Here is a 25,355-nt window from a genome sequence, read left to right as displayed (position 1 = left end):
CTGAACAGCTTTTCCCGCACAAAATCGCCACAATTTCTGTTGAACTCTCTCGTGAACTTGCCTAAATTCCAACCTCAATGACAGAATCAATGCCCCTTTCAGACAACGCCAAACCCTCCAGTCCAGGCGACATTGGCGACGGCGATATGGCAAACGTTGACATGGCAAACAGTGACAGCACAGATATTGGCATCGCGAACAGTGACATGGCAAACACTGACACCACGGATATTGACACCACAGATGTTGCAGACATTGCGATTGATATTGCGATTGTCGGCGCTGGGTTATCCGGCCTCGTCTGCACCCAGCGCTTGCATCGGGCAGGCTATCAGGCTGTGGTTCTAGAAAAATCGCGGGGACTGGGCGGGCGTATGGCGACGCGGCGATTGCCCGACACTTGCGCTGACCACGGGCTGCGCTGGCTAGAAGCCCAGGGGCCCCAGTCGCAGCAGTTGATTCAGGCGATGCTGGGGCGTGGATTGGAGCCGTGGGCAGGGACGGTGTATCGCTGGCAGCCCGACGAGTTCATTCCTCTGCCTGCCCCTCCCCGCTATGTGGCAGCCGACGGCATCACCGCTGTCGCAAAACAGCTAGGTGCGGGGCTGGAGATCTGGCGGGGGCAGCGGGTAGTGGCGATTTCTTCAGCCTCCCAGGGCTGGGCACTGACCCTTGAGTCGCTGGCGGGCGATCGGCAAGCGCTGTCTGCAAAAGCCTTGGTGATGGCGATCCCGGCTCCCCAGGCGCTCGATTTGCTGCAACCGCTCGGTTCCGTTCTGGAGGCAGACTTGCTAGAAGCGCTGGCTGCGGTGCAGTTTCATCCCTGCATCACGGCGATCGCCTGCTTTTCGGAGGCTGAGCGGGCGCTGTTTGAAGCGTTACCCTGGGCGGCGGTGCAGTGTCCTCCAGAGGCTCCCGCAGTCTGGATTTCGCAGGAAAGTTCTAAGGGGCGTAATCCTGATTGTCCCGCGCTGGTGGTTCAGAGCAGCGCTGCCTTTGCCACAGCACACCTTGATGAGACTGACCTGACAGCCGCAGGAACGGCGCTGCTGGACTATGCAAAAATGCACCTGCTGTCGGGACTGCCTGCGCCGCAGATCCTGCCCCAAGTCTTGCAAGTGCATCGCTGGCGATATGCAACCGTGCGATCGCCCTACTCCCAAACTTATTTGTCGGCATCCCAACCCGCGCCCTTGGTGCTGGCGGGCGACTGGTGTAGCCCTGACAAAACCCCGAACCCTGGCATTGAGCAGGCGCTAGAGTCCGGCATTGCGGCTGCCGACGCGATTAATGCCCTGCTAGACAGCCGCCCATTGCCAGGGGTGGACTATTCTGCGCCTTCTTCTGCGCCCGTGCCGCTCCGGTTTTGATCGGTTTCTTCATCCATCTGAGATCCGCCAAAGCCCGGACGACGACGACCAAAGCGTCCGGTATTGGTGCGCTTGCGGAACTTGCGGGCATAGGCCTGGTTGCGGAGAGCTTTTTCTTTTTTCTGGTTGCGGCGCTTAGCCATTCTTGACCTCGTTTTGTAAGGATTGACTGAGTTCAGTGATCAGGAGCGGATTGTGAAAAAATCTGACCTGTGGGCAAAGTCAGGCGCAGCGCAATGCAAAATAATAGCCTCTCTGCAATGCGCAATTCCTGAGATGCTAAATGCACAGAATCTCAATTCTATCATGCTTAGGAGTCAGGCAACCTCTGCAATGAGATAGTCGAGCGATCGCTGCATATGGCGCTGGACTTGTTCGTAGCAGGCATTGACATAGGCGCGATCGCCCGCTGCTTCTGCTCCATATCGCGGAAACCAGACGGGTTTGCACACCCGCGTATGAATCGTCATCGGGAGTGGTAGGTTTGGCAACGGCCCCAGCCCCACACCCCACGGCAGCCCCAGGTAAACCGGAAATACGCCCGGATTTACGCCATTGATCCAGGGAAATAGCCCCCACCGATGCAACTGTTCCACCAGCGGATAGGCATCACCCAGCACGATCAGCGTGTCGTGGGCCCCGTGAGAAATGACCGGGATAATCGGCAACTCGTAGCGCAGCGCCAGCTTGACAAACGCCTGGTTGTTGAACAAACAAATGCGATCGCGCAAATGATGGGGACGAAATAAATCCCGCACGCCGCCGGGATAGACCAATACACTGGCGCCCTGATCTAAAGCGGCGATCGCCATTTTGGGATGAGCCACCACTGCGCCCAGCTTTGCTGCCGATTCCGACAAAGATGGGTGCAACTTCCACGCATTGGCATCCATCAGCCCATAGGCAGGACGCTCCACACCAAATCGCCGAAACCAGTCCAGCATCATCATGAACATATCGGGCGCTGCGAACCCGCCGTTGTGTGCCCCTACTATCAACACCTGCCCAGATGCGGGAATATGTTCCCAGCCGGCGGTCTGCACCCGAAAGTAATGGTGATAGGCCCACTCCCACCAGGGCAAACAGGCGCGAATAAAGCCGGGATCGCGCCTGCTCAGACACCAGCCTGGGGAAGAGGGCGGCACGGGGTTTTTGTCAGACTCATCGGAGGTCGAGCCAGGATTGTGTTGGGGATGGGCGATCGCGTCGGTTAAACCTGCTTCGGTCGAACTAGCTTCGGTCGAACTAGCTTCGGTCGAACTAGCTTCGGTCGAACTAGTCGAGGTAATCGGGCGTTGGGACATACAACTGCCAGGGTGACTGCCAAAGTGCTAAGAAACGCCCGTCGCATAGTTTTCCAGAACGCATCGCAGATGGGCTGAACTTCACCCTATCATTGCTGGCTGTATTATTGCTGGCTGCAAATGCCTATCGCCCGACTGCCCATAAAATCCGCCTAAACCCTCCCCACGCGAAAAAGCGCCCCCCGCAGGAGGCGCTCAGAGACTAGCTAATCAGACAGACTCAGCAAACGCTAAGCAGACGCCAAGGCACAGCCAGAATTAGCCATTGATTTGGGGCGCAACCAGAGCCACAGGAGCAGCTTCGCCAGCAGCCAAGTCGAGGGGGAAGTTGTGAGCGTTGCGCTCGTGCATCACTTCCATACCCAGGTTGGCGCGGTTCAGGATGTCTGCCCAGGTGTTCACCACGCGACCCTGAGAGTCGATGATGGACTGGTTGAAGTTGAACCCGTTCAGGTTGAACGCCATCGTGCTGATGCCCAGCGCCGTGAACCAGATGCCGATCACAGGCCATGCACCCAGGAAGAAGTGCAGCGAGCGGCTGTTGTTGAAGCTGGCGTATTGGAAGATCAACCGACCAAAGTAGCCGTGGGCAGCAACGATGTTGTAGGTTTCTTCTTCTTGTCCGAACTTGTAGCCGTAGTTCTGCGATTCAACTTCGGTGGTCTCGCGCACTAGGGAGGAAGTCACCAACGAACCGTGCATGGCGGAGAACAGGGAGCCGCCGAACACGCCTGCTACGCCCAGCATGTGGAAGGGGTGCATCAGGATGTTGTGCTCTGCTTGGAACACGAACATGAAGTTGAAGGTGCCGGAGATGCCCAGGGGCATACCGTCGGAGAAGGAACCTTGTCCGATGGGGTAGATCAGGAACACTGCGGTCGCAGCGGCTACGGGGGCGCTGTAGGCGACGCAGATCCAGGGACGCATACCCAGGCGGTAGCTCAGTTCCCATTCACGTCCCATGTAGCAGAATACGCCGATCAGGAAGTGGAAGACGACGAGCTGGTAGGGACCACCGTTGTACAGCCACTCGTCTAGAGAGGCGGCTTCCCAGATGGGGTAGAAGTGCAGACCGATGGCGTTGCTGGAGGGAACCACTGCGCCGGTGATGATGTTGTTGCCGTACAGCAGGGAGCCTGCGACGGGTTCACGGATGCCGTCGATGTCCACGGGGGGAGCAGCGATGAAGGCGATGATGAAGCAAGCGGTGGCAGTCAGCAGGGTGGGGATCATCAGTACGCCGAACCAGCCTACGTACAGGCGGTTCTCGGTGCTGGTTACCCAGTTGCAAAACTGTTCCCATACGCTTGCACGTTCGGTGCGTTGTAGGGTCGTTGTCATTGCTAATGAGTCCGTAAAACTACAAGTGTGTTTGTAGAAAATGAAACGGCTAGGTTTGATTGCCTAACCTGTGTATAATCCTAAACTTTTGGTTGCGTTTTGTAAAGCAGATCTTGGATTTACTTAAGATTTCTAACGGCGAAGACGGGGTATCGCGCTTTTGTTAGGACGATTATGACGCAATATCAAGGGTTTCAAGAATCTGGGTGGGCGATCGCCCTCAATCTCGGTCTGTTACAAACCTTCGTTACATTGTCTGGAAGCGCCTCAAACTGCCCGTCACTGGCAGATCTACCGGGCGGCCGCGAGTTGATAGACTTTTGGATGAGCCGTGGTCGTCACTACGGGAGATAACAAAAACTAGGCGTTTGGCGGATTTTGACTGTCTGCGCCAGATGAGAAACTTTTGGGAGGATTATGAACATTGCGGTGGTGGGCCTGAGTCATAAAACAGCCCCAGTAGAAGTTCGAGAAAAGCTGAGCATCCCCACGCCCCAAACCGAAGCGGCGATCGCCCAGCTTTGCAGCTATCCTCACGTCGAAGAGGTGGCCATCCTCAGCACCTGCAATCGGCTGGAAATCTACATCGTTGCCAGCGAAACCGATAACGGCATCCGCGAGGTCACTCAGTTTCTATCGGAATACGGCAAGGTTCCCCTGCAACATCTGCGCCAGCATTTGTTTGTGTTGCTGCACCAAGACGCGGTGATGCACCTGATGCGGGTGTCGTCGGGGCTGGATAGCCTGGTGCTGGGCGAGGGGCAGATTTTGTCGCAAGTAAAGCACACCCACAAGCTGGGGCAGCAGTGCAACGGCATTGGGCGCGTGCTGAATCATCTATTCAAAAAGTCGGTGGAGGCGGGCAAGCGCGTCCGCAGCGAAACCAGCATTGGTACAGGCGCGGTATCCATCAGTTCCGCCGCGGTTGAACTGGCGCAGATCAAAGCGCAAAACCTGGCCGCCAGCCGAGTTGCGATTCTGGGCGCAGGCAAAATGGCGCGACTGCTGGTGCAGCATCTGCTGTCCAAAGGGGCACATCGAATCGCCATTGTGAACCGTTCGCTGGCAGGCGCGGAAGAGTTGGCTAAGCAATTCCCCGATGCACACCTGCAACTGCATACGCTCGATCAAATGGGCGCAGTAATTGCCGACTCTGACATTGTGTTCACCAGCACGGCCGCCACAGAACCCCTGCTAGATCGCGCCAAGCTAGAAGCGATCTTGCAACCGGGTCAGCATTTGATGCTGTTCGACATTTCCGTGCCGCGCAATGTGGATTCAGATGTCAACGATTTGCCCCATGTCCATGTCTTTAATGTGGACGACCTGAAGGCAGTGGTGGCGCAAAATCAGGAAAGCCGCCGTCAGATGGCGCTGGAAGCTGAAGCGCTGCTGGACGAGGAGATTGAAGCCTTTAATAACTGGGTGCGATCGCTCGAAACCGTTTCCACCATCAAGTGCCTGCAAGACAAGATGGAGAGCATCCGCACCCAGGAGCTTGAGAAGGCGCTGTCTCGCTTAGGCCCAGAGTTTGCCGACAAGCACCAGGGCATTATTGAGGCATTGACTAAAGGGATTGTTAACAAAATCCTGCATGACCCAATGGTGCAACTGCGGGCGCAGCAAGACATTGAGGCGCGGCGGCGGGCTATGGAAACCCTCTGCACTCTGTTCAACTTGGAGTCGGAAGGGCAGTCGAGCCAGCAGTTTAGCTAAGCGCCCTTCACTAGGGCCAGTCGCCCGGAGTGCCGCCCAAGTTGCGGGCGATCGCCCTAGTATTGGCCACCATCATGTCTATATAGCTGTCTGCGCCGCTGCCCGGCCCGCCAATGGAGTCGGCGTAGAGTTCTGCGTCTGCCAGGGGCACGCCTGCCTCCTCTGCAACGGTATTGATCAGCCGGGGATTAATCGCAGTCTCAGCAAAAATCGCGGGCACGTTTGCCGCTTTTACTGCGTCTGCCAGCCGTTGCAAGGTTTGGGCGCTGGGCTGTTCTTCGGTGCTGATGCCGATTAGCGTGCCCAGCACCGTCAGCCCGTAGGCTCTGGCGTAATACTGAAAGGCATCGTGCGTCGTCACGAGCTGGCGCTGGCTGGGCGGAATGGTCTGGATTTGCTGCGTGATCCAGCCGTCCAGTCGTTCCAGCGTAGCAACCAGATCGGCGGCATTTTGCGTAAAGGTGGCTGCGTCCTCCGGCGACAGGCGAATTAGCTCATCTCGAATCGCGTTCACCATGTGGATGGCATTTTGTGCGTCGCCCCAAACGTGCGGATCGGGTACGGTGCTGCCTTCTTCCGCTAGCTCCAGCGGGGGCACGACTTCGCCCACTGCAACCCTACGCCCCCGCACGCCGACCGACTCCGCCAGCCGGATCAGCCCCGGTTCCAGGTTATAGCCGTTGTATAAAATCAAGTCTGCGTCTTCTAGCCGCTGCGTGTCGAGGGGCACGGGTTCGTAAACATGGGGATCATCTCCGGGCTTGAGGATGCTGACTAGGGCGATCGCCTCGCCGCCGACCTGCTGCGTCAAATCTGCCAGGATCGTGTTGGTCGCCACAACGGTTGGTTTTTCAGAATTCCCCGTTTGCACTGGGGTCGTGCGGCAACTGTTTGCCAGCCAGCCGAGGGCGATCGCCCCCAAAACGGTCGCCGCTGCCCGCCGCCCCAGTGTCCAGGAAAAAATCTGCGTCCCAGAGTTTTGCATCACTCGCTACAGTGCTTTCATAGTCTTTTCATTTTTCACTCTACCCAATTTCATAATTGATTCATAATTTCGGGTATGATGGTTCCAGAGACTTTTCATAATTGCCTCATAATTTCGTATCTAATACGGGATGTGCAACTTTGCCGCTCTCCCTCACCCTTTTCCTGCTGGTGTGCCGAGGGCTTCAAGCCCTTTCCCGCTCTCGGATAGGAACTTCAAACCTCTCTTGCTCCCCTTCTCCCGGCTTGGGCTACCGTGTACACACATTTCGATGGTTTGCGTCAGGCTCCGAAAGATCCCCCTAAATCCCCCTTGATAAGGGGGACTTCCGAGCCAGTTCTCCCTGCTTCGCTTCTCCCGGCTTAGGCTACTGTGTGTAGACCTCTCGATGGTTTGCGTCAGGCTCCGAAAGATCCCCCTAAATCCCCCTTGATAAGGGGGACTTCCGAGCCAGTTCTCCCTGCTTCGCTTCTCCCGGCTTGGGCTACCGTGTACACACATTTCGATGGTTTGCGTCAGGCTCCGAAAGATCCCCCTAAATCCCCCTTGATAAGGGGGACTTCCGAGCCAGTTCTCCCTGCTTCGCTTCTCCCGGCTTAGGCTACTGTGTGTAGACCTCTCGATGGTTTGCGTCAGGCTCCGAAAGATCCCCCTAAATCCCCCTTGATAAGGGGGACTTCCGAGCCAGTTCTCCCTGCTTTGGGTCACTCCGGGATCAGTTCCCCCCTTGTTTAAGGGGGGCAGGGGGGATTACCCCCCTTGTTCAAGGGGGGTTAAGGGGGGATCACAGCATCGCTGCTCAAGCCTAGAAGATTTTGTCGTACACAGTAGCCCGACTTGGGAGAAGGGTTCGGGGATGAGGGCAGATGGAAAATCGCACATCGCGTATTCATCCCTTTCGGGAATATTTGCCCAAATTGCCCAAATTACCCAAGTCTATGAACCCTTCAAACTCCAACTCCTGACTCCTATGACTCGCCTCACCATCGACCATCTCACCGTGAACTACCGCGACACCCAGGCCTTGCGGAACATCAACTTGACGCTGGAATCGGGGCAACTGGTAGGCATCTTTGGCCCCAACGGCGCGGGCAAAAGTACGTTCATCAAAGCTGCGCTGGGGCTGATTCCGACGGTCACCGGGCGCGTGCTGTGGGGCGATTCGAGTAGCGATGCTTCTGGGAATCGCCCGCTCACCCACCAGCTCGATCGTGTCGCCTACGTGCCGCAGCGATCGCAGATCGACTGGAGCTTTCCGGCGACAGTGTGGGACGTGGTGATGATGGGCCGAACCCAAAAAACGGGCTGGTTTCAGCGCTATTCTGCGGTTAGCCGCCGCATTGCTGCCGCTGCACTGGAGCGCGTGGGCATGGCCGCCTATGGCGATCGCCGAATCGGATCTCTTTCCGGTGGGCAACAGCAGCGCGTGTTTCTGGCAAGAGCGCTGGCCCAAGAAGCCGACCTATTTTGCTTCGACGAACCCTTCGTCGGCGTGGATCAAACGACGGAAGCAGTGCTGTTCCGCATCTTTGGCGAACTTGCAGCCGACAGTAAGCTTGTCCTAGTGGTCAACCATGACCTGGGCGAATCGATCGCAAACTTTGACCAACTCGTCCTGCTCAACCGTGACCTGATCGCCGCCGGCCCGCGATCGCACGTCCTCACCCCCGAAAATATGCGCCGCGCCTACGGAACCTCGGTTCAGTTCTTCTCGCAAGCCGCATAATTGGCCCCATCATCGTGTGCTGCATCTGCCTTGCGATCTCGCCGTTACGCACGAGATGCCGTTACGCACGAGCGATGGATGCGTCTTCACTCCTAAACCCCATCACCTGCCCCCTTTCACCTGCCCCCTTTCAAATGTGGGATCTCCTGCTCGACCCGCTCAGCTATAGCTTCATGCAGCGATCGCTCTTGGTGGCGGTCATCGTCGGGGTCATTTGCTCGGTGGTGGGCAGCTACCTGATGGTGCAGCGGCTGTCGCTGTTGGGCGATGCCATTAGCCACTCGCTGTTGCCCGGATTGGCGATCGCCTTTTGGCTAGGCATGAACATCTATGTGGGTGCGTTTGTGGCAGGAGTGCTGAGTACGGTGCTGATTGCCTGGATTCATCGGCGATCGCCCATCAAAGAAGACGCAGCGATGGGAATCGTCCTATCGTCCTTTTTTGCGCTCGGCATCACGCTGATTACGCTAATCCAAAAAGAAAACAAGATTGACTTAAACCATTTTCTATTTGGCAATATTCTCAGCGTTACGCCAGGAGAAGTCCGCGACACAGCCCTGATAGCCGTGCTAGTGCTGGCCTGCGTGGTGCTGCTTTACAAAGAGCTACTGTTCTACAGCTTTGACCCCCTGGGGGCGCAGGCGGCAGGACTGCCTGTTAACTTGCTCAACCTGGGGCTGATGCTGCTGATCGCGCTGACGGTGGTAGCCAGCATGAAGGCCGTCGGCGTAGTGCTGGTGCTGGCGCTGCTGATCACACCAGGGGCGACGGCCTATCTCCTCGTACCGCGATTTCATCAGGTCATGGGGCTGGGCGCTGTGCTGGGCGTTGTTTCCAGCATCAGCGGCATGTACCTCAGCTACTATTTCAACCTGCCCTCTGGCCCGGCGATTGTGCTGGTGGCCTCGGTGCTGTTTTTCCTGGCGCTGCTATTTAGCCCCAGCCAGGGCATTTTCACCCGGCCGCGAACGGGGACAGGGGGCGAGTCGGGCCTGTGGCGTGAGATAAAAGCACTGTGGAGTGGGCTAAAGTCTCGATAATTAGCAACCTCGATAATTAGCAGCACTAGTTATCAGTACGTCTGTTCATCCAGTTCGGGCAACTGACTCCTGGCTTTCAGCCCAAACCGCAGATCCAGCCTAGAAAATTGGTGAAAATTGGTGCTGCGGATCGGTTTTTCCCAAGACAGTTTTGGAAAGTGTCTGGCTGGATAAAATCTGCTGCATCAGCCCTCTTACGATGCTGTTCAAGAACCTGAATCGTAAGGAGAGAACAGCAATGACGAAGGCAAAGGATTTGATGGTTTCCCCCACGCACAGTTCTGCCTGGGTGGTTCAAACGTGGGCAGCATTTATCATCTCGCTGGGAGCGACGAGTCTGGGGATTTGCTACTTACCTGTCAATGGCTGGGTGAAGGCCTACTTTGGCATGGGGTTGGCCTTTACGGTCGGGTCTACCATCAGCCTGTCGAAAACGACCCGCGATATTCACGAAGCGCAAAAACTGGCGGCACGGGTCGATGAGGCACGGGTAGAGCGGCTGCTGGCGGAGCATCATCCGCTGAAATAATCCGTCAGGAACTGTCTGCTCGGTGAAAGGCAAACTGGGTGAAAGGCAAACTGGGCGAAAAGCAACCCACAAGTGTAAAGCCCGGAGCGAGGCGAAAGGATCTTGCTCCGGGCTAGATTTTTGTCTTGATAGGCAATTTCGATGATTCGCGGACTATTCGCGGCCGATTCCGATAATCCAGGTGCCAATGTAGCGACGGAGAGGCACGTCTCCAGTTGCTCGAACCAGCGCGTTGAAATAGAACGTGCCGCCGTTTCGGGGATTTCGCACGTTTGACAGAACAATCTCGACGCGGGAACCCGCCGGAACTGGCTCGGTGGGGTAAATCGTAATTTCACGAGTTTCGCGATTCCAGATCACTTCGTTCAGCGGAACCGAGTTTCCTCGCACCCGTAGTTCAATCCGATTCTCGTCGAACGTGCCCTGGTAGGTATCGGGATAGGTCACCGTAAACTCGTACACGTCTGAGCGCATCTTTTGGCGAGAAATCCGCAGGCGGTATCGATCCGTCTGAAAGGGTCTGCCATTAAAGTCCAACCGATAGTTCAGTTGATTTTCACGCTCTACACCGCTGAAAATCACCAGGCCCGGCAGTCCTTGGGCGTGAACCACAGGAGCTAGTCCCGCTGCTACACATCCAGACACCGCCACTGCCGAAAGCATTCGGAGAATTGAGGACTTAGACACCATAGCTCTGCGTTTGAGTAACATGATTTCTCGAACCATCACTAAACTTTACCGTTTAATGCTCCTCTCAGGATACACTACGCTTCTCGGATTCAGAGGCGGAGGCATCAGGATGCAGGGCATCAGGCAGTGTGGACGAACCAGTTCCTAAAAAGTGCCCTGGCAAAGGAGGCGCGTTATTTCTTAGGACAATAGGTTTTCAGGAGGGGTTTAGCTGGTTGCCTGACACAAGTTCCAAAAGCCGCGAAAATGCGCTGTCTTGGAGTCGAAATCCCTGGATTGGAGCCAGAGGGGTTGGACGAAGGAGCTTTTGGGCCAGCGTTCTCTACGAGAAATCGGGGGTTCGCAGAGATGTGTCAGGCAGCTTAGTATCAGGCAGTCAGGTGTCAGGCTTCTTTGCAAATCAGCTCTGTAAGGTTGTTTTTTCGTTTTTCGCTTTTTGTTCCTTCCCAAGCGTTTCAGTCCCCTTGCGGGGAAATGGGTTTGAAAGTTGATGCAAGATCGGCCGCAGGGGTAGCCGATCTTGCATTGTTTCAGTCCCCTTGCGGGGAAATGGGTTTGAAAGTCTCTATGTCACCGATGTAGAGGGAAATCAGACCGATGGGATGTTTCAGTCTCCTTGCGGGGAAATGGGTTTGAAAGCGGCAGATTGGTGGAAACACAAACTGCGCGGGTTCAGTTTGTTTCAGTCCCCTTGCGGGGAAATGGGTTTGAAAGACGGCGAGATCATTGGTTTAGATCCTCGCACCAACTCCCGTTTCAGTCCCCTTGCGGGGAAATGGGTTTGAAAGCTGTTCGAGGATGGCGGAGTGAGCAAGCTGACGATGGATGAAGTCGTTTCAGTCCCCTTGCGGGGAAATGGGTTTGAAAGTGGGAGGAACTGCGGTTTGAAGTAGTTTTAAGTGAGGTTTCAGTCCCCTTGCGGGGAAATGGGTTTGAAAGGCTGGAGCCCAGCTCCAGAACCAAATTTTGAAACTCTCTAGTTTCAGTCCCCTTGCGGGGAAATGGGTTTGAAAGAGTGGCAAATGGATTCCGGATAACAGGTTCCATCACCGTAAGTTTCAGTCCCCTTGCGGGGAAATGGGTTTGAAAGAATACCGGTATCTGTCTGCATACGCTCGGCGCGTTTCAGTCCCCTTGCGGGGAAATGGGTTTGAAAGAGTACAACACCCGCTTCTGCTCAGCACAGGGAGGTTTCAGTCCCCTTGCGGGGAAATGGGTTTGAAAGTTTGTAGCTTCCATACTCCTCTGTATCTTTAATTTCCCGGTTTCAGTCCCCTTGCGGGGAAATGGGTTTGAAAGTCTAGACGAAAAGCTGCCCCTGATACTAGCTCAGGCGGGTTTCAGTCCCCTTGCGGGGAAATGGGTTTGAAAGTGGCTTCATCTGCCGACTCTTTGCCAATGTCACAAGGTTTCAGTCCCCTTGCGGGGAAATGGGTTTGAAAGGTAATTTCGTTTGAAGGCAAACCAAAGTGTGTAATCTGTTTCAGTCCCCTTGCGGGGAAATGGGTTTGAAAGCGGACAAACCCATCGGAGGCAGTCCAGATTGACTGCACCCAAAGTTTCAGTCCCCTTGCGGGGAAATGGGTTTGAAAGCGACTTCACGAAGCGGTAGCGCCCCGTCACGCCACGAAGTTTCAGTCCCCTTGCGGGGAAATGGGTTTGAAAGTTGAACCGCCGGAGATGCGGCATTTTAGGTATTTGGGGTTCAGTCCCCTTGCGGGGAAATGGGTTTGAAAGAGTGCTGTCTGAAACCCGCTCCTGGCAATGGCTCGTAAGCGAAAATCGACGGTAATCATTTTGGAACCCCAAAAATGATTTTTCTCCCTTAAAACCTTGAATCTCTAGCGCCTGAAGTACCTACTGAATAAGGCATCGACACGATTCAACGGAATTATGCGGCTTTCAAGGTTTGGACAGATCGTGGAGGTGGCTTATCTCTGGGTATAGGATAGAAGACCTGCGCCAAAGAAGTCAATGGAAGAAAAAGTTAAGGGGAAGAGGGGAGAGGGAAGAGGGGAGAGGGAAGAGAGAAGAGAGAAGAGGGAAGGGGGGAGGGGGGAGGGGGTTGGTTGTCTGACGAAAGTTCTGAAAGCTTTGAAATGCGTTGTTTTGGGGTTGAAGCTTGTAGTCTTTGGGTTGGAGTTTGGAGGGGTTGGCTGAAGGGTTTTGGGTCAGCGTCCTCTAGGAGAAACTAGGGGGTTCCCAGAGATGTGTCAGGTGGTTAGGGGGTTTAGGGTATGCTTTGGGCGATCGCCCTCGACTGACTTCCTAAATATTGTTTAATCCAGATATGTTCAAATTTTTCAAAAAATATTTCAAAATACATCCAGATGTTTACATTCTTTCCGGAACCCCTGGAGTTTTTATAGGCTAGAGGGTGAGTGCTTCTTGGCGATTGTGTTTGGGTTGATGATTTGAGTAATCACAAACTGAGTAATCACGAACATTGAGTCATTCTTATGAGGGGAAAATTTCATCGTTCATAAGCGATCCATAAATTAACCTGAAGATGAGCCAGTTCTAGTTCAGAAGCTTGTAGGATGCGAATTGAAGCTTGGTGAGTTGCGAGTCAGTAAGTTTGTCAGTAAGTTTTAGGGCACTAGACTCATTGCAAAACGCTAAAAGTGCTAGTTGCCAAGCTGCTAGTTGAAAGGTGCCAATCGAAAGTCCCCAATCGAAAGGTGTCCGTTTGTGGATATAAGGTCGGTACAGTCCTGATTAGGTGCTGCCAAGCTGTTCGGAGTGGCGCAGCACAATTTCAGGTTGAGCAAGGGATTGAGGCGATCCAAACTACCTGTACAAAACTACCTGTACAGCGTTATCTTTGCAATGTTTATGAACTGTGTAGTTTGTGTGGATTGCCTTGTTGCTGTTAGAGTTTGTGTCCCAAGTTTTAAGTCATGCTTCCAGTCTTGAAGTCTGATTAAAAACCAGTCATTAAAATTACAGAATTTCATTCTGAAAATTGCAGTCTGATTGCACGGAGGGGTTGCGTCTGAGTTTTTAATTCAGCGCATTTTTTGTGAGGTTTTCAGAATAAACAGTGGTTACTGAATCGTGTCATCCAGGAGAATGAATGAAGATAGCAGTTGCAAAGGAAATTGAAGTTGGAGAACGTCGAGTTGCGCTTGTGCCCGATGTGGTTGGGAAACTGGTGAAACAGGGCTTGGAAGTGTGGGTCGAAGCGGGAGCAGGCGACCTATCTTATTTTTCTGATGCAGCCTATGAGTCTGCCGGAGCGCAGGTTTTGAACGATGGGGCGCGGCTGTGGGGCGAAGCAGACGTGGTGCTAAAGGTGAGTCCGCCGCGAGAGCGAGAAGATGGACAATCCGAAATCGACCGATTGCGTCCGGGTGCAGTGCTGATTAGCTTTTTGAACCCGTTGGGGGAGCCGTCCCGCATTCAGCGGCTTGCTGAGCGAGGGGTCACAGCAATCAGTATGGAGATGATCCCCCGCACAAGCCGTGCCCAGAGTATGGATGCGCTGTCGTCGCAGGCGGGTGTGGCGGGGTATCAGGCGGCGCTGCTGGGTGCGGCGGCGCTACCCAAGTTTTTCCCGATGCTGACGACGGCGGCGGGGACGATTCCACCCGCGAAGGTGTTTGTGATGGGGGCGGGCGTAGCAGGTTTGCAGGCGATCGCCACCTGTCGCCGTCTGGGTGCTGTGGTAGAAGCCTTCGACATTCGTCCAGCGGTGAAGGAAGAAGTGCAAAGCCTGGGGGCGAAGTTCGTTGAGGTGAATCTGGAAGAGGATACCGTGGCCGAGGGCGGCTATGCCAAGGAGATTTCGGAAGCGGCCAAAGCGCGATCGCGCCAGATCATCACCGAACACGTTAAACAAGCTGATGTGATTATCACCACGGCTCAAGTGCCGGGTAAAGCTGCGCCCATCCTGCTGACCGAAGAAATGGTCGCCCAGATGAAACCTGGCTCCGTAGTGGTCGATCTGGCTGCTGAGCAGGGCGGCAACTGCGCCTGCACCGAACCGGGCAAAGACGTGGTGAAAAACGGCGTGACCATTATGGGCCCAATTAACCTGCCGTCGTCGCTGCCCATTCACGCCAGCCAGATGTATGCCAAAAACCTCACCTCGCTGTTGCAACTGATTGTGAAGGACGGCGAACTGGCGCTCAACTTTGAGGACGATATCATTGCCAGCGCCTGCGTTGCCCACGGGGGCGAGATTCGCAATGAGCGCGTGAAGGCAGCGCTGGCGGCGGCGTGTGAGGGCGTAAGGGGATGAGGGGGGAGGGGACGGCAGAAAGAAGAAAGAAGAACGAAAAACGAAAAACGGAACCTCTTCCCTCTTCGTTCTTCCCTCTTCGTTCTTCGCTCTTATTTCTTCCCTCTTCTCTCGCTCTGAAGATTTTTTAATACGGGAGAAAAACATGGCAGACAGTCTCATTATTGGACTGGTGGTGTTTGTGTTGGCTTCGTTTGTCGGGTTTGAAGTGATTAATAAAGTGCCGCCGACGCTGCACACGCCGCTGATGTCGGGTTCCAACGCGATTTCTGGCATTGCGGTGGTGGGGGCGCTGCTGGTGGCGGGCAGCGGCAACGGAACGGTGACGACGGTGCTGGGGGTGGTGGCGATCGCCCTGGCCACCGTCAACGTGGTCGGCGGGTTTCTGGTGACCGACCGGATGCTGCAAATGTTCAAGAAAAAAGAGGCACGGAGCTAATGAACAACACCCTCGATAGCTTATTGCTCAATGGCATCCAGCTTGCTTATTTAGCAGCCGCCTCGCTGTTTATTGTGGGTTTGAAACAACTGGGATCGCCCGCCACAGCCCGACGGGGGAATGTGCTGGCGGCGGTGGGGATGCTGGTGGCGATCGCCGCCACGCTTCTAGATCGCGGCATTATCGACTACACGCTGATTGCAGTGGGCATCCTGATCGGCTCGGCCGTGGGCGTGGTGATGGCGCAGAAGGTAGAAATGACCGCCATGCCCCAGATGGTGGGCTTGCTCAACGGCCTGGGCGGTGGCGCATCGACCTTGGTGGCGATCGCAGAATTTTGGCGACTGACGGGCACAGGCCAGGCGCTGCCGTTGGGAAGCGTGCTGACGATTATCCTTAGCGTCTTTATCGGTGGCATCACGCTCACGGGCAGCTTGGTCGCTTTTGCCAAGCTGCAAGAGTTGTTGAGCGGCGTGCCGATTATCTTTCCGCTCCAGCGGTTTGTCAGCCTGGGCCTAATTGGTCTGTTTTTGGTGGGTAGCGTGCTGCTGATTGCAGAACCAAACGATCCCACAATCTTTTTGGTGCTGGTCGCCATTTCGCTGATTCTGGGCGTGCTGTTTGCAATTCCCATCGGCGGCGCAGATATGCCCGTGGCAATCTCGCTGTTGAACTCCTTTTCGGGGCTGGCCGCCAGCGCGGCTGGGTTCGTTTTGTTCAACAACATGCTGATCATCTCTGGCGCACTGGTGGGCGCGTCGGGGATCATCCTGACGCAGATTATGTGCAAAGCAATGAACCGATCGCTGCCCAACGTCCTCTTCAGCGCCTTTAGCAAGGCAAAGGAAAAAGCGGCGGGTGGTGCAGCAGGGGCGATCGCCGACAAGACGGTTCACTCGGTCGATACCGAAGAAGCGGCGATGATGCTGGGCTATGCGCGATCGGTCGTCATCGTTCCTGGCTATGGCATGGCGGTGGCCCAGGCGCAGCACGCCGTTCGGGAACTGGCTGACCAGCTAGAGCGGCTGGGCGTGGATGTAAAATATGCCATTCACCCCGTTGCCGGACGGATGCCCGGTCACATGAACGTGCTGCTGGCAGAGGCCAATGTGCCCTATCCCCAGCTTTACGACATGGACGCGATCAACCCTGAATTCGAGCATACCGACGTGGCCCTGGTGATCGGCGCGAACGACGTGGTGAACCCCGCCGCTGCCCACGACACGGAAAGCCCAATTTACGGAATGCCGATTTTGGAAGTGGAAAAGGCAAACCACACCATCGTGATCAAACGCGGCATGAATAAAGGGTTCGCGGGTGTCGAAAACGAACTGTTTTATCAAGACAAAACGCTAATGCTGTTTGGCAGCGCAAAGGATGTCGTGACGCAACTCGTTGCTGGGGTAAAGGAACTCTAGTTAGGGCTGTAGGGCCAGGGACTCAGGTCTTGGAAAGCTGAGAGTGGCTATGTTTTAGCCTGTCGCCCTTTGCTTTTGTCTTGAATCACTCAACCCAGTGTGGGAAGCTAAACCACGGCCCTCCCACATTTTTATTTGCTCTATAACTACTTTTCTTGCGCTACAACCTTTTTGCTCTATAACCGCTGCTAGCCAGCCCAATTGCCTCGATGCCCTTTAGCCTTGATCGCTTTTACAACGCGCTTCCGGCGATCGCCCATGCCAACGTTTCCAGTCCCCCAGACCTAGCGGGGCTGAACGTCCAGGTCTACGAGGTGCTGGATTCCACGAACCGGGCCGCTTGGGCGCATCTGGCCCAGCATCCCGCAGATGAGGTCGTGGTCATTGCCGAACAGCAGCGGGCAGGGCGGGGACAGTGGGGGCGGCAGTGGCAGTCGCATCTGGGTGGCTTGTATCTGTCCTGGGGCTTTCGTCCGTCGCTGCGGGCAGAACACGCGCCCCAGATTACCCTGTGGAGCGCTTGGGGTGTGGCGATCGCCCTGCGTCAGGCGGGTGTACCTGTTCAGCTTAAGTGGCTGAATGACTTGGTGGTGTTGGGTTGCAAGCTGGGGGGCGTGCTGACGGAAACGCGGGTGCAGCAGGGGCACATTAGGCAGGCTGTGGTGGGCGTGGGGCTGAATTGGGCGAATCCTGTACCGGAACCGGGTATTAATCTGAACACGCTGCAAGACCAGGGATATGCCCTGAAAATTTCGTCCCTAGAAGATCTGGGGGCGATCGCCCTGCAAGGGCTGCGGTTAGGATACGCATCCTGGCAGCAGCGTGGCATCGAGGCACTGCGAATAGAATACGAAGCGCTGCTGAGCAACTGCGGGCAGACAATTACCCTGGTGGGGGATGCTGAAACCCCTGGCGAAACTGTAGAAATCGTAGGGATTGGCTTAGATGGGCAACTGCGCGTCCAAGCGAACCACGCCTCTGGGCTTTCAGAGCATCTCTTGCCCCCTGGCAGCATCCGGTTGGGCTATCCAGCGGGAACTTGTTCTGAAGGCTGACGGTCTAAGGCGGCGGGGTGATTCCCGCAGGGATCGCTTCGCGCATCGCCCGACTTTTCCTGAGCAATTGCTCTGGCGGGTGAAGAATCTCCAGGATGCCGTGGCTTTGGCGGTCTTCAGCGGTGATTCGCGCCGCTTATCAGATAGATGTTTATTAGAAAAGTGAGCAACCTGTATAGGCGGCACTGGGAAATTACATAGATTTCGCTGTGGGGATTGGCGGAGTGAAGCAATCTGAAGCTGGGTCAGGCAATACGCAGGAATTCTGGCACGCCCAGCCGTCTGTAAAGCATCCCGACGACAGCCAGTCTGCTCTGCTCTATGTTAAGAAAGGACAATATTGGTTTCCTTGATGCGAAATTTATATGAATTGATGAAGTCGTCATCAAGCTCAGTTTTACTTCCATGAGGATCACGGATTGTTGGTTAGGATTGTTTACGAAGTCGTGCAGAGAACCGCAGGTTTAGACTGCTGAGCGTCGCCCTCGCGCACCACGGCGCAAAAATTGGCGGAAACTGCTGATTTCTCAAGGCTTGTTTTGTCAGGACTCGGTTGGCGCGGAATCAGCGGAATCATTTGTCAGGACTCGCATTTGTCAGGACTCGTTTGTTAGGAATGGTGATGACTCAGAATCGGAACACTACCTCTGCAAAGAACTCTTCCGCGAAAGTGGATAGCGTGCGCCGCTCCCTGTCGGTGGTTTTAGGACTAAGCATTATGGGCAGCACCGGAATCTTGCCAAGCGCAGTGGCGATCGCCCAAACGGCAGACAGTGCCGATGAGGTTCCCAGCGCCCAAGAGTTGCTCTCGCCGCCCCCGCCCCCGGCTTCACCAGAGTCCGCCTCGCCCGCCCGCGTTCCCCGGCTGAATCGAGAAACGCCCGCGCCCCAGTCTCCGGTTGCCCAGCCTGCGCCGCTGCCCCAGCCCGTGGTTGAGCGCCCCGCTCCAGAGCGATCGCCCGCCCCGGTTCTGCCCCGCGCCACTGGCACAAGCGATGCTAGCAGCGAATCGCCCGTTAGCGCCGAGAGTCGGCCTGCGGCGAACCAGCCCTCCCTCAATCCACAGGATTACACCAACGTTTACATCGACAACACGCCATACGACCTTGGTTCGACCCGCAGTGGACAAGCGCCCGTCGTCCTCTCGGAGCGGTCTACGGGCTGCCAGGTCGTGCTGCAACCCGGCGCAGGCGTACCCAACAGCGTGTGCGCTCCTGGCATGGGTGCAAGCGGGGTCACAACTGTCCAAATTGACCCAGAGACGGGCAAACCGATTGTGGGCACAGAGGTGATCGCCCCTGGTAGTGTCCCTGGAACTGTGGCAGCCAGTGCCCCCACGGGCGGCGGTCGCGCCCTCAGCCTGTCGGTTGCCTCGCTGCAATCCTTCTACAACCGCACGATTCGTCCCCTGGCGCTGCGCGGCAATGGCAACACCAGCCTGATGTTCCCATTGTCTATTCCTGCCGCCATTTCCTCAGCCTTTGGCTGGCGGGTGCATCCGGTCATGGGAGATGCACGCTTCCACTACGGCACCGACCTGGCCGCCCCGACGGGAACTCCGGTGCTGGCTGCCTTTTCGGGGCGCGTGGAAACGGCTGATTATTTGCGCGGCTATGGCCTGACGGTTGTGCTGAATCACAACAACGGTCGTGAGCAGACGCTCTATGCCCACATGTCGGAACTCTTCGTCCGGGCGGGGCAAACGGTCGAGCAGGGCGAAGTGATTGGCCGGGTTGGCAGCACGGGCCTATCCACCGGGCCGCACCTCCACTTCGAGTTCCGCGAGCTGACCCCGCAGGGCTGGGTGGCGCTGGATGCGGGCCAGGTGCTGCAAGCGGCGCTGAATAACTTGTTTAACGGCGTTCAGCTTGCTCTGGCGGCTCCGGCAACCAAGGTTGAAAAGTCGGAGTCCGAATTTTCGGTAAAGGGACTCCAGGATTTTGGCAAGCTGGCGGAACGGGCCACGCCCCAGGTTGAGGCCGCAGCGGCATCCAATGCGCCTGAGGATCAGGCAGCGTTGCCGACTGTTACGGTTCCTAAGCAAGCGCCGGGAGCAGAATAGCTCCTGTTAGTCCGCTAAGTGGTGCAGTTAAGGGTTACGAAGGGGCCGTTGGCGAATAACCCTAACCCTTGCTACATCGGCTGAATTAGCTGAACTATAGGTACTCGTGGCTGAGGAAAGGCAGTGGAACCAGTGTCCCCACTACGTCGCTTGCTTGCACTGTCCCCAACCCTGCCTCGATTGCCTTCGTGCGGATGTAGGCCAGCCCCAGTGCCCCCGACTCGGTTTCTACCACGCTAGTCACATGCCCCACTTTATCTTCGCCGGAGGTTAGCACCGTCTCCTGCGGCGTGGCGGCACTGAATTGTACGCCCCATAATTGCTGCTTGACCCCGCGATAGGTGTGCAGACGGGCAATGGTTTCCTGCCCAATGTAGCAGCCTTTATTCAGCGAAATGGTGTGCCAAAGTCCTGCTTCTAGCGGGTTGTAGTCTTCCGTCAGTTCGTGGTCGGGCATCGGCCGTCCCTGCTCGATTCGCAGTCGCTCCCAGGCAGCCGCTTCTATCTGCGTCGCGCCTGCCGCCTGTACCGCTGCCCGGAGAGGCTCTGCTGCTGCGACTGGAGCCATGAGCGTGTAGCCTGGTAGCCCCAGCCCGCTGCCTACCGCCACCCGCACCGCTGCTCCTGCGATGGGATAGAGGGCATGGCTACCGTAGGGCTGTCCCGCGCGATCGCCCGCTCCCAGCGCTTCAATCAGGCGATCGCTCTCTGGGCCAATCAGCACCAGTGCGGTAGTCTCTGCGGTCACGTCCGCCAGCTTCACCTTGTCAGCAAAGAAAATAAACCGATCTAGCCAATCCATCAAAAACTCGCGGCGGATAGGCGACACCAGCAGCAGCACGGAATCATCTTGCACGTAGGCTGTTGCCAGATCGATTGTCCGCCCCGTCGAGGTGACAAACACGGTATCGCAGCCCTCTCCTGGCTGACGAGTCTGGAAGGTGTTCGTCGTCTGATTGTGCAAAAATCGCAGGCGATCGCCATCTGACACCACAATGCGCCCCCACTCCGAGGCATCGTATACTACGACGCTGCTGCGGGCTGCCGTTACTTGGTCGCCAATCGAAACCTGAGTTGAATCAAACCCCGCACTCATTCCAAACCCCGTCCTGTCAAATGTTTACTGAATACCCTTGTTTATTCAATACTCTACGTCGGAATTCGGTCAGTCGGAATTCGGTCGAAGTCTTCGGAATTCGAGGTTAGTGCTTCACTCCTGCTTCCCGTCCGCTAGCGCTGCGGAGCCATTCCCAAATCCCTGCCCCTTGTTCCCTTACAATAAATTGCAATGCTTCAAAATGCGATCGCCCATGACTCATTCGACCGACCTCACCGCCCTGGCCCGCTGGATGGCTGCCGACTTTAGCAACCAAGAACAAGCCTTCGAGAACCCGCCTTTTTTTGCCCATATCCGGGTCTGTATGCGGCCGCTGCCCGTGGAACTGCTGTCGGGCATTAGCCTGTTTGTGGAGCAAGCCTACGACTATGCGCTAAATGATCCCTATCGGCTGCGGGTGCTGAAGCTAGTGAACGCAGGCGACCATATCGAGATTGAAAACTACACCGTCAAGGACGAGACAGAGTTTTATGGTGCATCTCGCGACCTGACTCAGTTGAGCAAGCTGACGGGCGATCGCCTAGAAAAACTACCAGGCTGCAACATGATTGTGGAATGGACGGGGCACAGCTTTCGCGGCAAGGTGGAACCTGGCAAAGGCTGCATGGTGACTCGTCGTGGCAAGGAAACCTATCTAGACAGCGAGTTTGAAATCGACGACCAGATTTTTATCAGCCTCGATCGGGGCCGCGATCCCGAAACAGACGAGCATATCTGGGGTTCCGTCGCGGGGCCGTTTCACTTTGTGCGCTGGGCTAGCTTCGCGGATGAGATCCGCGCCTAGATCGCTATTCCAATCACGCTTCCAATCGTGCTTTCGGCGGTAGCGATTGCGCCAAAGCTGCAACTTGCGCTGACAAGGCAGGCAGGTGAGCCGCTTGAACCCCGGTGTGAAACTTGGGCTGGGAGGCGATCGCCGCTACGATAGCTTCTAGATCGGCGTTGCCCGCCCGCGCTCCCAGCCCATTCACCGAACATTCCACCTGGCGCACACCGACCGTCAGGGCCGCCAAGGAGTTTTCGTCCGCCAGCCCCAGGTCATTGTGACAGTGAACCGCCAGCGTTGCCTGGTCAATATTCGGAACGCGATCGCCCACAGATTTGACCAACGCGACAAACTCAGATGGCCTTGCCACTCCCATACTGTCGGGAATCGTGATGATGCTGGCTCCGCTGCAAATGGCCGTTTCCACCGCGCGACACACCACGTCGAGAGGGCAGCGCGTCGCGTCAAACGCAGACCATTCCACCTCTCCGCTATAGCGTCTGGCTAGGGACACCCCCTGCCGAATAGCGGCGATCGCCTCTGACTCAGCCCCCGCCGACGGGACGCGAATCGGCGTGAACACATTGATCCGGCTCCGCTCAGCGGGTTTCAGCGCTGCTGCCACCGCCTCAATTTCTTCCGGCTGACTGCTGGCAAGTCCGCAGATCGTTGCCTGCTTGACCTGGGCTGCCACCTCCAGCAGGTCGTCCCTATCTTTGCGAAACGCGCCCGGATAGCCCACTTCGATCACGTCTACACCCGCCGCCTCCAGCATCAGCGCCAGTTGCAGCTTTTGAGCAAGGGTAAATTTTTGCGTCAGCGCCAGTTCACCGTCGCGCAGCGTCGTGTCAAAGATGGTAGCTTGAACCGTTTCATCTGGCTGCCTCATCGCTCTACGCTCCCTTCCGCCAGATATTCCACCAAATATCGGGTAAACGCCACGCCGTTAAAATCCACCGCTTCAGTGTCGTATAGACGGAAGCCGAATTTCTGAAACAGCCCCAGGCTAAACTCGCTGGCTTCTGCATAGAGCCGCGTGACAGGTTTCGCGGCTGCGTCGTCCAAAAGCGCTTGCAGCAGCATAGACCCGATACCCTGATGGAGGCGATCGCCCCGCACATAGGTCGAGCGAATGTGGCCATTGATCTCGATACCTGCAAATCCCACAATTCCGGTTTCATCAGTCGCCACATAGGTCGTCGCGTCAAATATAAAGTGGCGAAAGAGGTCCAGATTTTCGGCAAAGGATGCCCAAGTCTGCGTTTGAACGAGGCTGTAATGCTGCGGCCCGTGCTGCAAGACGGTGTGCTGATACAGCGCCGCCAGTTCAGCCAGATCTGATTCTTCATCGAGTCGAATATTCATAGTCCCTATCCCGCCGCTTCCACTCCCTGAACTTTGCCCATCTCTTTTTTTCTCATCTCATCTCTTTAAGGGTCGCGAAACCTGTAAAAGATTTTTTCACGATGCTGATTTTATGCGTTATCCTAGACAAGGCACAAATCTCTAACACAGCTTGCAGATTGTCTTTGAAAGTTCTGTCTGCAACTTGCTAGACAGCTTGTGTTGATTGGTTTATAATTTGAAATTGTCGCCAAAATCGGGCCGTGCGTGTTTACGAGTGCCTTCCCGGCAGGAATAGTGCCCGGAAGCCCTTACGGATACTGGGTGGTTGATCTGCTCAAGTCCCGGCGACTCAGGCAGAAGCCATTTATTTGAGCTAGTAAGTCTGTCTGCAAGATTGTAGAACATCTGTGAATCTGTGCGCCTTTGGGCTGACAGCAGATTGATTATGTTCGACAGAAACAGCTTGGTGTCTTATGAAGTTTGCGAGGCAAATTTTGTCTGGCACTCTTGCAGCGTGTAAATAGGGGGACGATTAACCGTGTCTGTTGGAATTCTTGGCACCAAACTGGGGATGACCCAGGTTTTTGATGAGGCAGGGAAGGCTATTCCTGTAACCGTCGTCCAGGCTGGCCCCTGCACAGTCACGCAAATTAAAACAGCAGAGGTGGATGGCTACAGTGCTGTCCAAGTTGGCTTTGGCGAGGTTACCGAAAAGGCGTTGAACAAGCCTGAACTCGGACACCTCAAAAAAGCTGAAGCGTCTCCCCTCCGCCACTTAAAGGAATATCGCCTCGACAGTCCTGCTGATTATCAGTTAGGGCAGCAGTTGACGGCGGATATCTTTACGCCAGGGCAGCAGGTGGACGTAATTGGAACGAGCATCGGACGCGGCTTTGCGGGCTACCAAAAGCGCCACAACTTCAAGCGGGGGCCGATGGCTCACGGTTCCAAGAACCACCGTCTTCCCGGTTCTACGGGTGCAGGCACTACGCCAGGTCGCGTTTATCCTGGCAAGCGCATGGCAGGTCGTCTGGGTGGCACGAGAACCACGATCAAGAAGCTGACAATTGTGCGGGTGGATGGCGATCGCAACTTGCTCCTGATCAAAGGGGCAATCCCTGGAAAGCCGGGTGCCTTGGTCAATATTGTTCCTGCCAAACAGGTCGGAAAAACGAACTAAAAATTTGCTGAGCGTTTGGATTTTGCGATTTTGGTGATTGGAGCAGTGAGCCAGCACCCCGACGAGGAGAAACAGACCCATGGTTGAGTGTGTAGTTAAAAATTGGCAGGGTGAAAGCGCTGGCACCGCCTCGCTAGATCTGCGCGTCGCTAACGAAGACAATGCGCCCCATATCGTTCATCGGGCCTTGGTGCGCCAGTTGAATAATGCTCGACAGGGCACTGCCTCTACCAAGACTCGTTCTGAGGTTAGAGGTGGTGGACGTAAGCCTTGGCGGCAAAAGGGCACAGGTCGCGCCCGTGCGGGTTCGATTCGCTCTCCCCTATGGCGCGGCGGCGGCGTTATCTTTGGCCCCAAACCCAGGGACTACTCCGTCAAGATGAACCGCAAGGAGAGGCGCTTGGCGCTCAGAACCGCGCTGCAAAGCCGTGCTGAAGACCTGATTGTGGTTCAAGATTTCGCAAATGAGTTGCCCCGTCCCAAAACCAAGGAACTGGCGCAGGCGCTGACTCGCTGGGGTGTAGGGGAAAACGAAACGGCTCTCCTAATTGTTTCTGAGCGAGACGAGATGGTTTATCTGTCGGCTCGAAACATTAGCTCCATCAAGCTAATTTCTGCTGGCAATCTCAACATCTTTGATTTGCTGGCGGCTGACAAGATCGTGGCAACTGCGTCTGCCCTAGAAAAAGTGCAGGAGGTATACGGTGACTAAGTTTGATTCGCGCAACCTGGCAGATCTGATTCGCCGTCCCCTAGTGACTGAAAAGGCAACTCAGCTTCTTGAGGAAAACAAGTACGTCTTTGAAGTGGTTCCCAGCGCAACAAAGCCGCAGATCAAGGCAGCTATTGAATCTTTGTTTGAGGTGAAGGTGGTTGGTGTGAACACCAGCAAGCCCCCGAAGAAGCATCGTCGAGTCGGTCGATTTGCTGGACACAAGCCCCAATACAAGCGGGCAGTTGTGACCCTGGCAACAGGTGATTCCATCGTCCTGTTCCCCGAAGTGTAACGTCTGAAAGCCATCCCCTT

Annotated in this window: 25 protein-coding genes and 1 CRISPR repeat array; of the genes, 16 read left to right on the top strand and 9 right to left on the bottom strand. The window is 55.8% G+C overall.

What is annotated here, in order from left to right; genetic code table 11:
• Positions 1-89 precede the first annotated feature (89 nt).
• The gene (locus HPC62_RS21560; RefSeq protein WP_205370997.1) at positions 90-1,370 is read left to right on the top strand and encodes an NAD(P)/FAD-dependent oxidoreductase; all 1,281 of its coding nucleotides are present in this window, start codon (positions 90-92) and stop codon (positions 1,368-1,370) included.
• Here HPC62_RS21560 and HPC62_RS21555 read toward each other — a convergent pair.
• From HPC62_RS21555 to psbA, 3 genes are all read right to left on the bottom strand, one after another.
• Entirely contained in the window at positions 1,328-1,513 is a 186-nt protein-coding gene (locus HPC62_RS21555; RefSeq protein ID WP_172358459.1) for a hypothetical protein, read from the bottom strand. The two genes, HPC62_RS21560 and HPC62_RS21555, sit on opposite strands and share 43 nt — an antisense overlap.
• A gap of 174 nt (positions 1,514-1,687) precedes the next feature.
• Positions 1,688-2,674 carry a 1-acyl-sn-glycerol-3-phosphate acyltransferase gene (locus HPC62_RS21550; RefSeq protein ID WP_225906804.1) on the bottom strand — a complete coding sequence of 329 codons (987 nt, stop codon included), beginning with the start codon at positions 2,672-2,674 and terminating at the stop codon, positions 1,688-1,690.
• A 258-nt stretch (positions 2,675-2,932) separates the two neighbouring features.
• Entirely contained in the window at positions 2,933-4,015 is a 1,083-nt protein-coding gene (gene psbA / locus HPC62_RS21545) for a photosystem II q(b) protein (protein ID WP_068510112.1), read from the bottom strand.
• 417 nt (positions 4,016-4,432) lie between these two features.
• Between psbA and HPC62_RS21540 the strand changes: the two genes are divergently transcribed.
• Positions 4,433-5,731, top strand: a complete 1,299-nt coding sequence (locus HPC62_RS21540) for a glutamyl-tRNA reductase (RefSeq protein WP_172358458.1) — start codon at positions 4,433-4,435, stop codon at positions 5,729-5,731.
• A gap of 10 nt (positions 5,732-5,741) precedes the next feature.
• Here the strand turns inward: HPC62_RS21540 and HPC62_RS21535 are convergent, their stop codons facing one another.
• Complete coding sequence (locus HPC62_RS21535) at positions 5,742-6,716, bottom strand: metal ABC transporter solute-binding protein, Zn/Mn family (RefSeq protein WP_172358457.1); 975 nt, start codon at positions 6,714-6,716, stop codon at positions 5,742-5,744.
• A 970-nt stretch (positions 6,717-7,686) separates the two neighbouring features.
• Here HPC62_RS21535 and HPC62_RS21530 point away from each other — a divergent pair.
• The 3 genes from HPC62_RS21530 to HPC62_RS21520 all read left to right on the top strand — a co-directional run bounded on the left by HPC62_RS21530 (position 7,687) and on the right by HPC62_RS21520 (position 10,011).
• Positions 7,687-8,442 (top strand): metal ABC transporter ATP-binding protein, encoded by a 756-nt coding sequence (locus tag HPC62_RS21530; RefSeq protein ID WP_172358456.1) that lies wholly within the window; start codon positions 7,687-7,689, stop codon positions 8,440-8,442.
• Between the two features lie 134 nt (positions 8,443-8,576).
• Positions 8,577-9,482: a metal ABC transporter permease gene (locus tag HPC62_RS21525; protein WP_172358455.1), complete on the top strand. Its 906-nt coding sequence runs from the start codon at positions 8,577-8,579 to the stop codon at positions 9,480-9,482.
• Between the two features lie 238 nt (positions 9,483-9,720).
• Positions 9,721-10,011, top strand: a complete 291-nt coding sequence (locus HPC62_RS21520) for a YiaA/YiaB family inner membrane protein (protein WP_172358454.1) — start codon at positions 9,721-9,723, stop codon at positions 10,009-10,011.
• A gap of 153 nt (positions 10,012-10,164) precedes the next feature.
• Here the strand turns inward: HPC62_RS21520 and HPC62_RS21515 are convergent, their stop codons facing one another.
• Complete coding sequence (locus HPC62_RS21515; protein WP_084782448.1) at positions 10,165-10,701, bottom strand: DUF2808 domain-containing protein; 537 nt, start codon at positions 10,699-10,701, stop codon at positions 10,165-10,167.
• Between the two features lie 452 nt (positions 10,702-11,153).
• Positions 11,154-12,438: a CRISPR direct-repeat array (repeat unit 35 nt; unit sequence GTTTCAGTCCCCTTGCGGGGAAATGGGTTTGAAAG).
• Positions 12,439-12,675: 237 nt separating this feature from the next.
• On the opposite strand from HPC62_RS21515, the gene HPC62_RS21510 reads away from it, so the two are divergent.
• The 6 genes from HPC62_RS21510 to HPC62_RS24030 all read left to right on the top strand — a co-directional run bounded on the left by HPC62_RS21510 (position 12,676) and on the right by HPC62_RS24030 (position 18,209).
• On the top strand, positions 12,676-12,861 hold the full coding sequence (locus HPC62_RS21510) for a hypothetical protein (protein WP_172358453.1): 186 nt from the start codon (positions 12,676-12,678) through the stop codon (positions 12,859-12,861).
• Positions 12,862-13,777: 916 nt separating this feature from the next.
• Positions 13,778-14,944: a Re/Si-specific NAD(P)(+) transhydrogenase subunit alpha gene (locus tag HPC62_RS21505; RefSeq protein ID WP_172358452.1), complete on the top strand. Its 1,167-nt coding sequence runs from the start codon at positions 13,778-13,780 to the stop codon at positions 14,942-14,944.
• 145 nt (positions 14,945-15,089) lie between these two features.
• Positions 15,090-15,383: an NAD(P) transhydrogenase subunit alpha gene (locus HPC62_RS21500; RefSeq protein WP_172358451.1), complete on the top strand. Its 294-nt coding sequence runs from the start codon at positions 15,090-15,092 to the stop codon at positions 15,381-15,383.
• Positions 15,383-16,801: an NAD(P)(+) transhydrogenase (Re/Si-specific) subunit beta gene (locus tag HPC62_RS21495; protein WP_172358450.1), complete on the top strand. Its 1,419-nt coding sequence runs from the start codon at positions 15,383-15,385 to the stop codon at positions 16,799-16,801. Before HPC62_RS21500 ends, HPC62_RS21495 begins: the two co-directional genes overlap by 1 nt.
• Before the next feature lie 209 nt (positions 16,802-17,010).
• Entirely contained in the window at positions 17,011-17,856 is an 846-nt protein-coding gene (locus HPC62_RS21490) for a biotin--[acetyl-CoA-carboxylase] ligase (RefSeq protein ID WP_172358449.1), read from the top strand.
• A gap of 224 nt (positions 17,857-18,080) precedes the next feature.
• The gene (locus tag HPC62_RS24030) at positions 18,081-18,209 is read left to right on the top strand and encodes a hypothetical protein (protein ID WP_255548897.1); all 129 of its coding nucleotides are present in this window, start codon (positions 18,081-18,083) and stop codon (positions 18,207-18,209) included.
• An 83-nt stretch (positions 18,210-18,292) separates the two neighbouring features.
• On the opposite strand, the gene HPC62_RS21485 is transcribed toward HPC62_RS24030, so the two are convergent.
• A complete protein-coding gene (locus HPC62_RS21485) occupies positions 18,293-18,433 on the bottom strand; it encodes a hypothetical protein (protein WP_172358448.1) in 141 nt (46 codons plus the stop codon).
• 120 nt (positions 18,434-18,553) lie between these two features.
• Here HPC62_RS21485 and HPC62_RS23605 point away from each other — a divergent pair, with 120 nt between their 5' ends.
• On the top strand, positions 18,554-19,918 hold the full coding sequence (locus HPC62_RS23605; protein ID WP_225910584.1) for a peptidoglycan DD-metalloendopeptidase family protein: 1,365 nt from the start codon (positions 18,554-18,556) through the stop codon (positions 19,916-19,918).
• Positions 19,919-20,012: 94 nt separating this feature from the next.
• On the opposite strand, the gene ygfZ is transcribed toward HPC62_RS23605, so the two are convergent.
• Positions 20,013-21,014: a CAF17-like 4Fe-4S cluster assembly/insertion protein YgfZ gene (ygfZ, locus tag HPC62_RS21475; protein ID WP_172358446.1), complete on the bottom strand. Its 1,002-nt coding sequence runs from the start codon at positions 21,012-21,014 to the stop codon at positions 20,013-20,015.
• Between the two features lie 214 nt (positions 21,015-21,228).
• On the opposite strand from ygfZ, the gene HPC62_RS21470 reads away from it, so the two are divergent.
• Entirely contained in the window at positions 21,229-21,819 is a 591-nt protein-coding gene (locus HPC62_RS21470) for a chromophore lyase CpcT/CpeT (RefSeq protein ID WP_172358445.1), read from the top strand.
• 13 nt (positions 21,820-21,832) lie between these two features.
• On the opposite strand, the gene HPC62_RS21465 is transcribed toward HPC62_RS21470, so the two are convergent.
• The gene (locus HPC62_RS21465; RefSeq protein ID WP_172358444.1) at positions 21,833-22,690 is read right to left on the bottom strand and encodes a beta/alpha barrel domain-containing protein; all 858 of its coding nucleotides are present in this window, start codon (positions 22,688-22,690) and stop codon (positions 21,833-21,835) included.
• A complete protein-coding gene (locus HPC62_RS21460; protein WP_172358443.1) occupies positions 22,687-23,166 on the bottom strand; it encodes a GNAT family N-acetyltransferase in 480 nt (159 codons plus the stop codon). Before HPC62_RS21460 ends, HPC62_RS21465 begins: the two co-directional genes overlap by 4 nt.
• Before the next feature lie 520 nt (positions 23,167-23,686).
• On the opposite strand from HPC62_RS21460, the gene rplC reads away from it, so the two are divergent.
• The 3 genes from rplC to HPC62_RS21445 all read left to right on the top strand — a co-directional run bounded on the left by rplC (position 23,687) and on the right by HPC62_RS21445 (position 25,335).
• On the top strand, positions 23,687-24,328 hold the full coding sequence (rplC, locus tag HPC62_RS21455) for a 50S ribosomal protein L3 (RefSeq protein ID WP_172358442.1): 642 nt from the start codon (positions 23,687-23,689) through the stop codon (positions 24,326-24,328).
• Positions 24,329-24,407: 79 nt separating this feature from the next.
• Positions 24,408-25,040 carry a 50S ribosomal protein L4 gene (rplD, locus tag HPC62_RS21450; protein WP_172358441.1) on the top strand — a complete coding sequence of 211 codons (633 nt, stop codon included), beginning with the start codon at positions 24,408-24,410 and terminating at the stop codon, positions 25,038-25,040.
• Positions 25,033-25,335, top strand: coding sequence for a 50S ribosomal protein L23 (locus HPC62_RS21445; protein WP_068510083.1), 303 nt, complete (start codon positions 25,033-25,035; stop codon positions 25,333-25,335). The genes rplD and HPC62_RS21445 overlap by 8 nt, the downstream gene beginning before the upstream one ends.
• The last annotated feature ends 20 nt before the right edge of the window (positions 25,336-25,355 follow it).

It is taken from the genome of Thermoleptolyngbya sichuanensis A183 (assembly GCF_013177315.1).
Taxonomy (GTDB): domain Bacteria; phylum Cyanobacteriota; class Cyanobacteriia; order Elainellales; family Elainellaceae; genus Thermoleptolyngbya; species Thermoleptolyngbya sichuanensis.
This window is presented reverse-complemented; position numbering and strand designations above follow the sequence as displayed.

Excerpts from the sequence above, each read along its gene's own strand:
- HPC62_RS21560 (WP_205370997.1), top strand. The coding sequence starts at position 90 with ATGCCCCTTTCAGACAACGCCAAACCCTCCAGTCCAGGCGACATTGGC.
- HPC62_RS21460 (WP_172358443.1), bottom strand. The coding sequence starts at position 23,166 with ATGAATATTCGACTCGATGAAGAATCAGATCTGGCTGAACTGGCGGCG.
- HPC62_RS21535 (WP_172358457.1), bottom strand. The coding sequence starts at position 6,716 with ATGCAAAACTCTGGGACGCAGATTTTTTCCTGGACACTGGGGCGGCGG.
- HPC62_RS21470 (WP_172358445.1), top strand. The coding sequence starts at position 21,229 with ATGACTCATTCGACCGACCTCACCGCCCTGGCCCGCTGGATGGCTGCC.
- ygfZ (WP_172358446.1), bottom strand. The coding sequence starts at position 21,014 with ATGAGTGCGGGGTTTGATTCAACTCAGGTTTCGATTGGCGACCAAGTA.
- HPC62_RS21495 (WP_172358450.1), top strand. The coding sequence starts at position 15,383 with ATGAACAACACCCTCGATAGCTTATTGCTCAATGGCATCCAGCTTGCT.
- HPC62_RS21550 (WP_225906804.1), bottom strand. The coding sequence starts at position 2,674 with ATGTCCCAACGCCCGATTACCTCGACTAGTTCGACCGAAGCTAGTTCG.
- HPC62_RS21500 (WP_172358451.1), top strand. The coding sequence starts at position 15,090 with ATGGCAGACAGTCTCATTATTGGACTGGTGGTGTTTGTGTTGGCTTCG.
- HPC62_RS21510 (WP_172358453.1), top strand. The coding sequence starts at position 12,676 with ATGGAAGAAAAAGTTAAGGGGAAGAGGGGAGAGGGAAGAGGGGAGAGG.
- HPC62_RS21525 (WP_172358455.1), top strand. The coding sequence starts at position 8,577 with ATGTGGGATCTCCTGCTCGACCCGCTCAGCTATAGCTTCATGCAGCGA.
- HPC62_RS21555 (WP_172358459.1), bottom strand. The coding sequence starts at position 1,513 with ATGGCTAAGCGCCGCAACCAGAAAAAAGAAAAAGCTCTCCGCAACCAG.
- HPC62_RS21505 (WP_172358452.1), top strand. The coding sequence starts at position 13,778 with ATGAAGATAGCAGTTGCAAAGGAAATTGAAGTTGGAGAACGTCGAGTT.
- HPC62_RS21515 (WP_084782448.1), bottom strand. The coding sequence starts at position 10,701 with ATGGTGTCTAAGTCCTCAATTCTCCGAATGCTTTCGGCAGTGGCGGTG.
- HPC62_RS21465 (WP_172358444.1), bottom strand. The coding sequence starts at position 22,690 with ATGAGGCAGCCAGATGAAACGGTTCAAGCTACCATCTTTGACACGACG.
- HPC62_RS21530 (WP_172358456.1), top strand. The coding sequence starts at position 7,687 with ATGACTCGCCTCACCATCGACCATCTCACCGTGAACTACCGCGACACC.
- HPC62_RS21520 (WP_172358454.1), top strand. The coding sequence starts at position 9,721 with ATGACGAAGGCAAAGGATTTGATGGTTTCCCCCACGCACAGTTCTGCC.
- psbA (WP_068510112.1), bottom strand. The coding sequence starts at position 4,015 with ATGACAACGACCCTACAACGCACCGAACGTGCAAGCGTATGGGAACAG.
- HPC62_RS21485 (WP_172358448.1), bottom strand. The coding sequence starts at position 18,433 with ATGATTCCGCTGATTCCGCGCCAACCGAGTCCTGACAAAACAAGCCTT.
- HPC62_RS21540 (WP_172358458.1), top strand. The coding sequence starts at position 4,433 with ATGAACATTGCGGTGGTGGGCCTGAGTCATAAAACAGCCCCAGTAGAA.
- rplD (WP_172358441.1), top strand. The coding sequence starts at position 24,408 with ATGGTTGAGTGTGTAGTTAAAAATTGGCAGGGTGAAAGCGCTGGCACC.
- HPC62_RS21490 (WP_172358449.1), top strand. The coding sequence starts at position 17,011 with ATGCCCTTTAGCCTTGATCGCTTTTACAACGCGCTTCCGGCGATCGCC.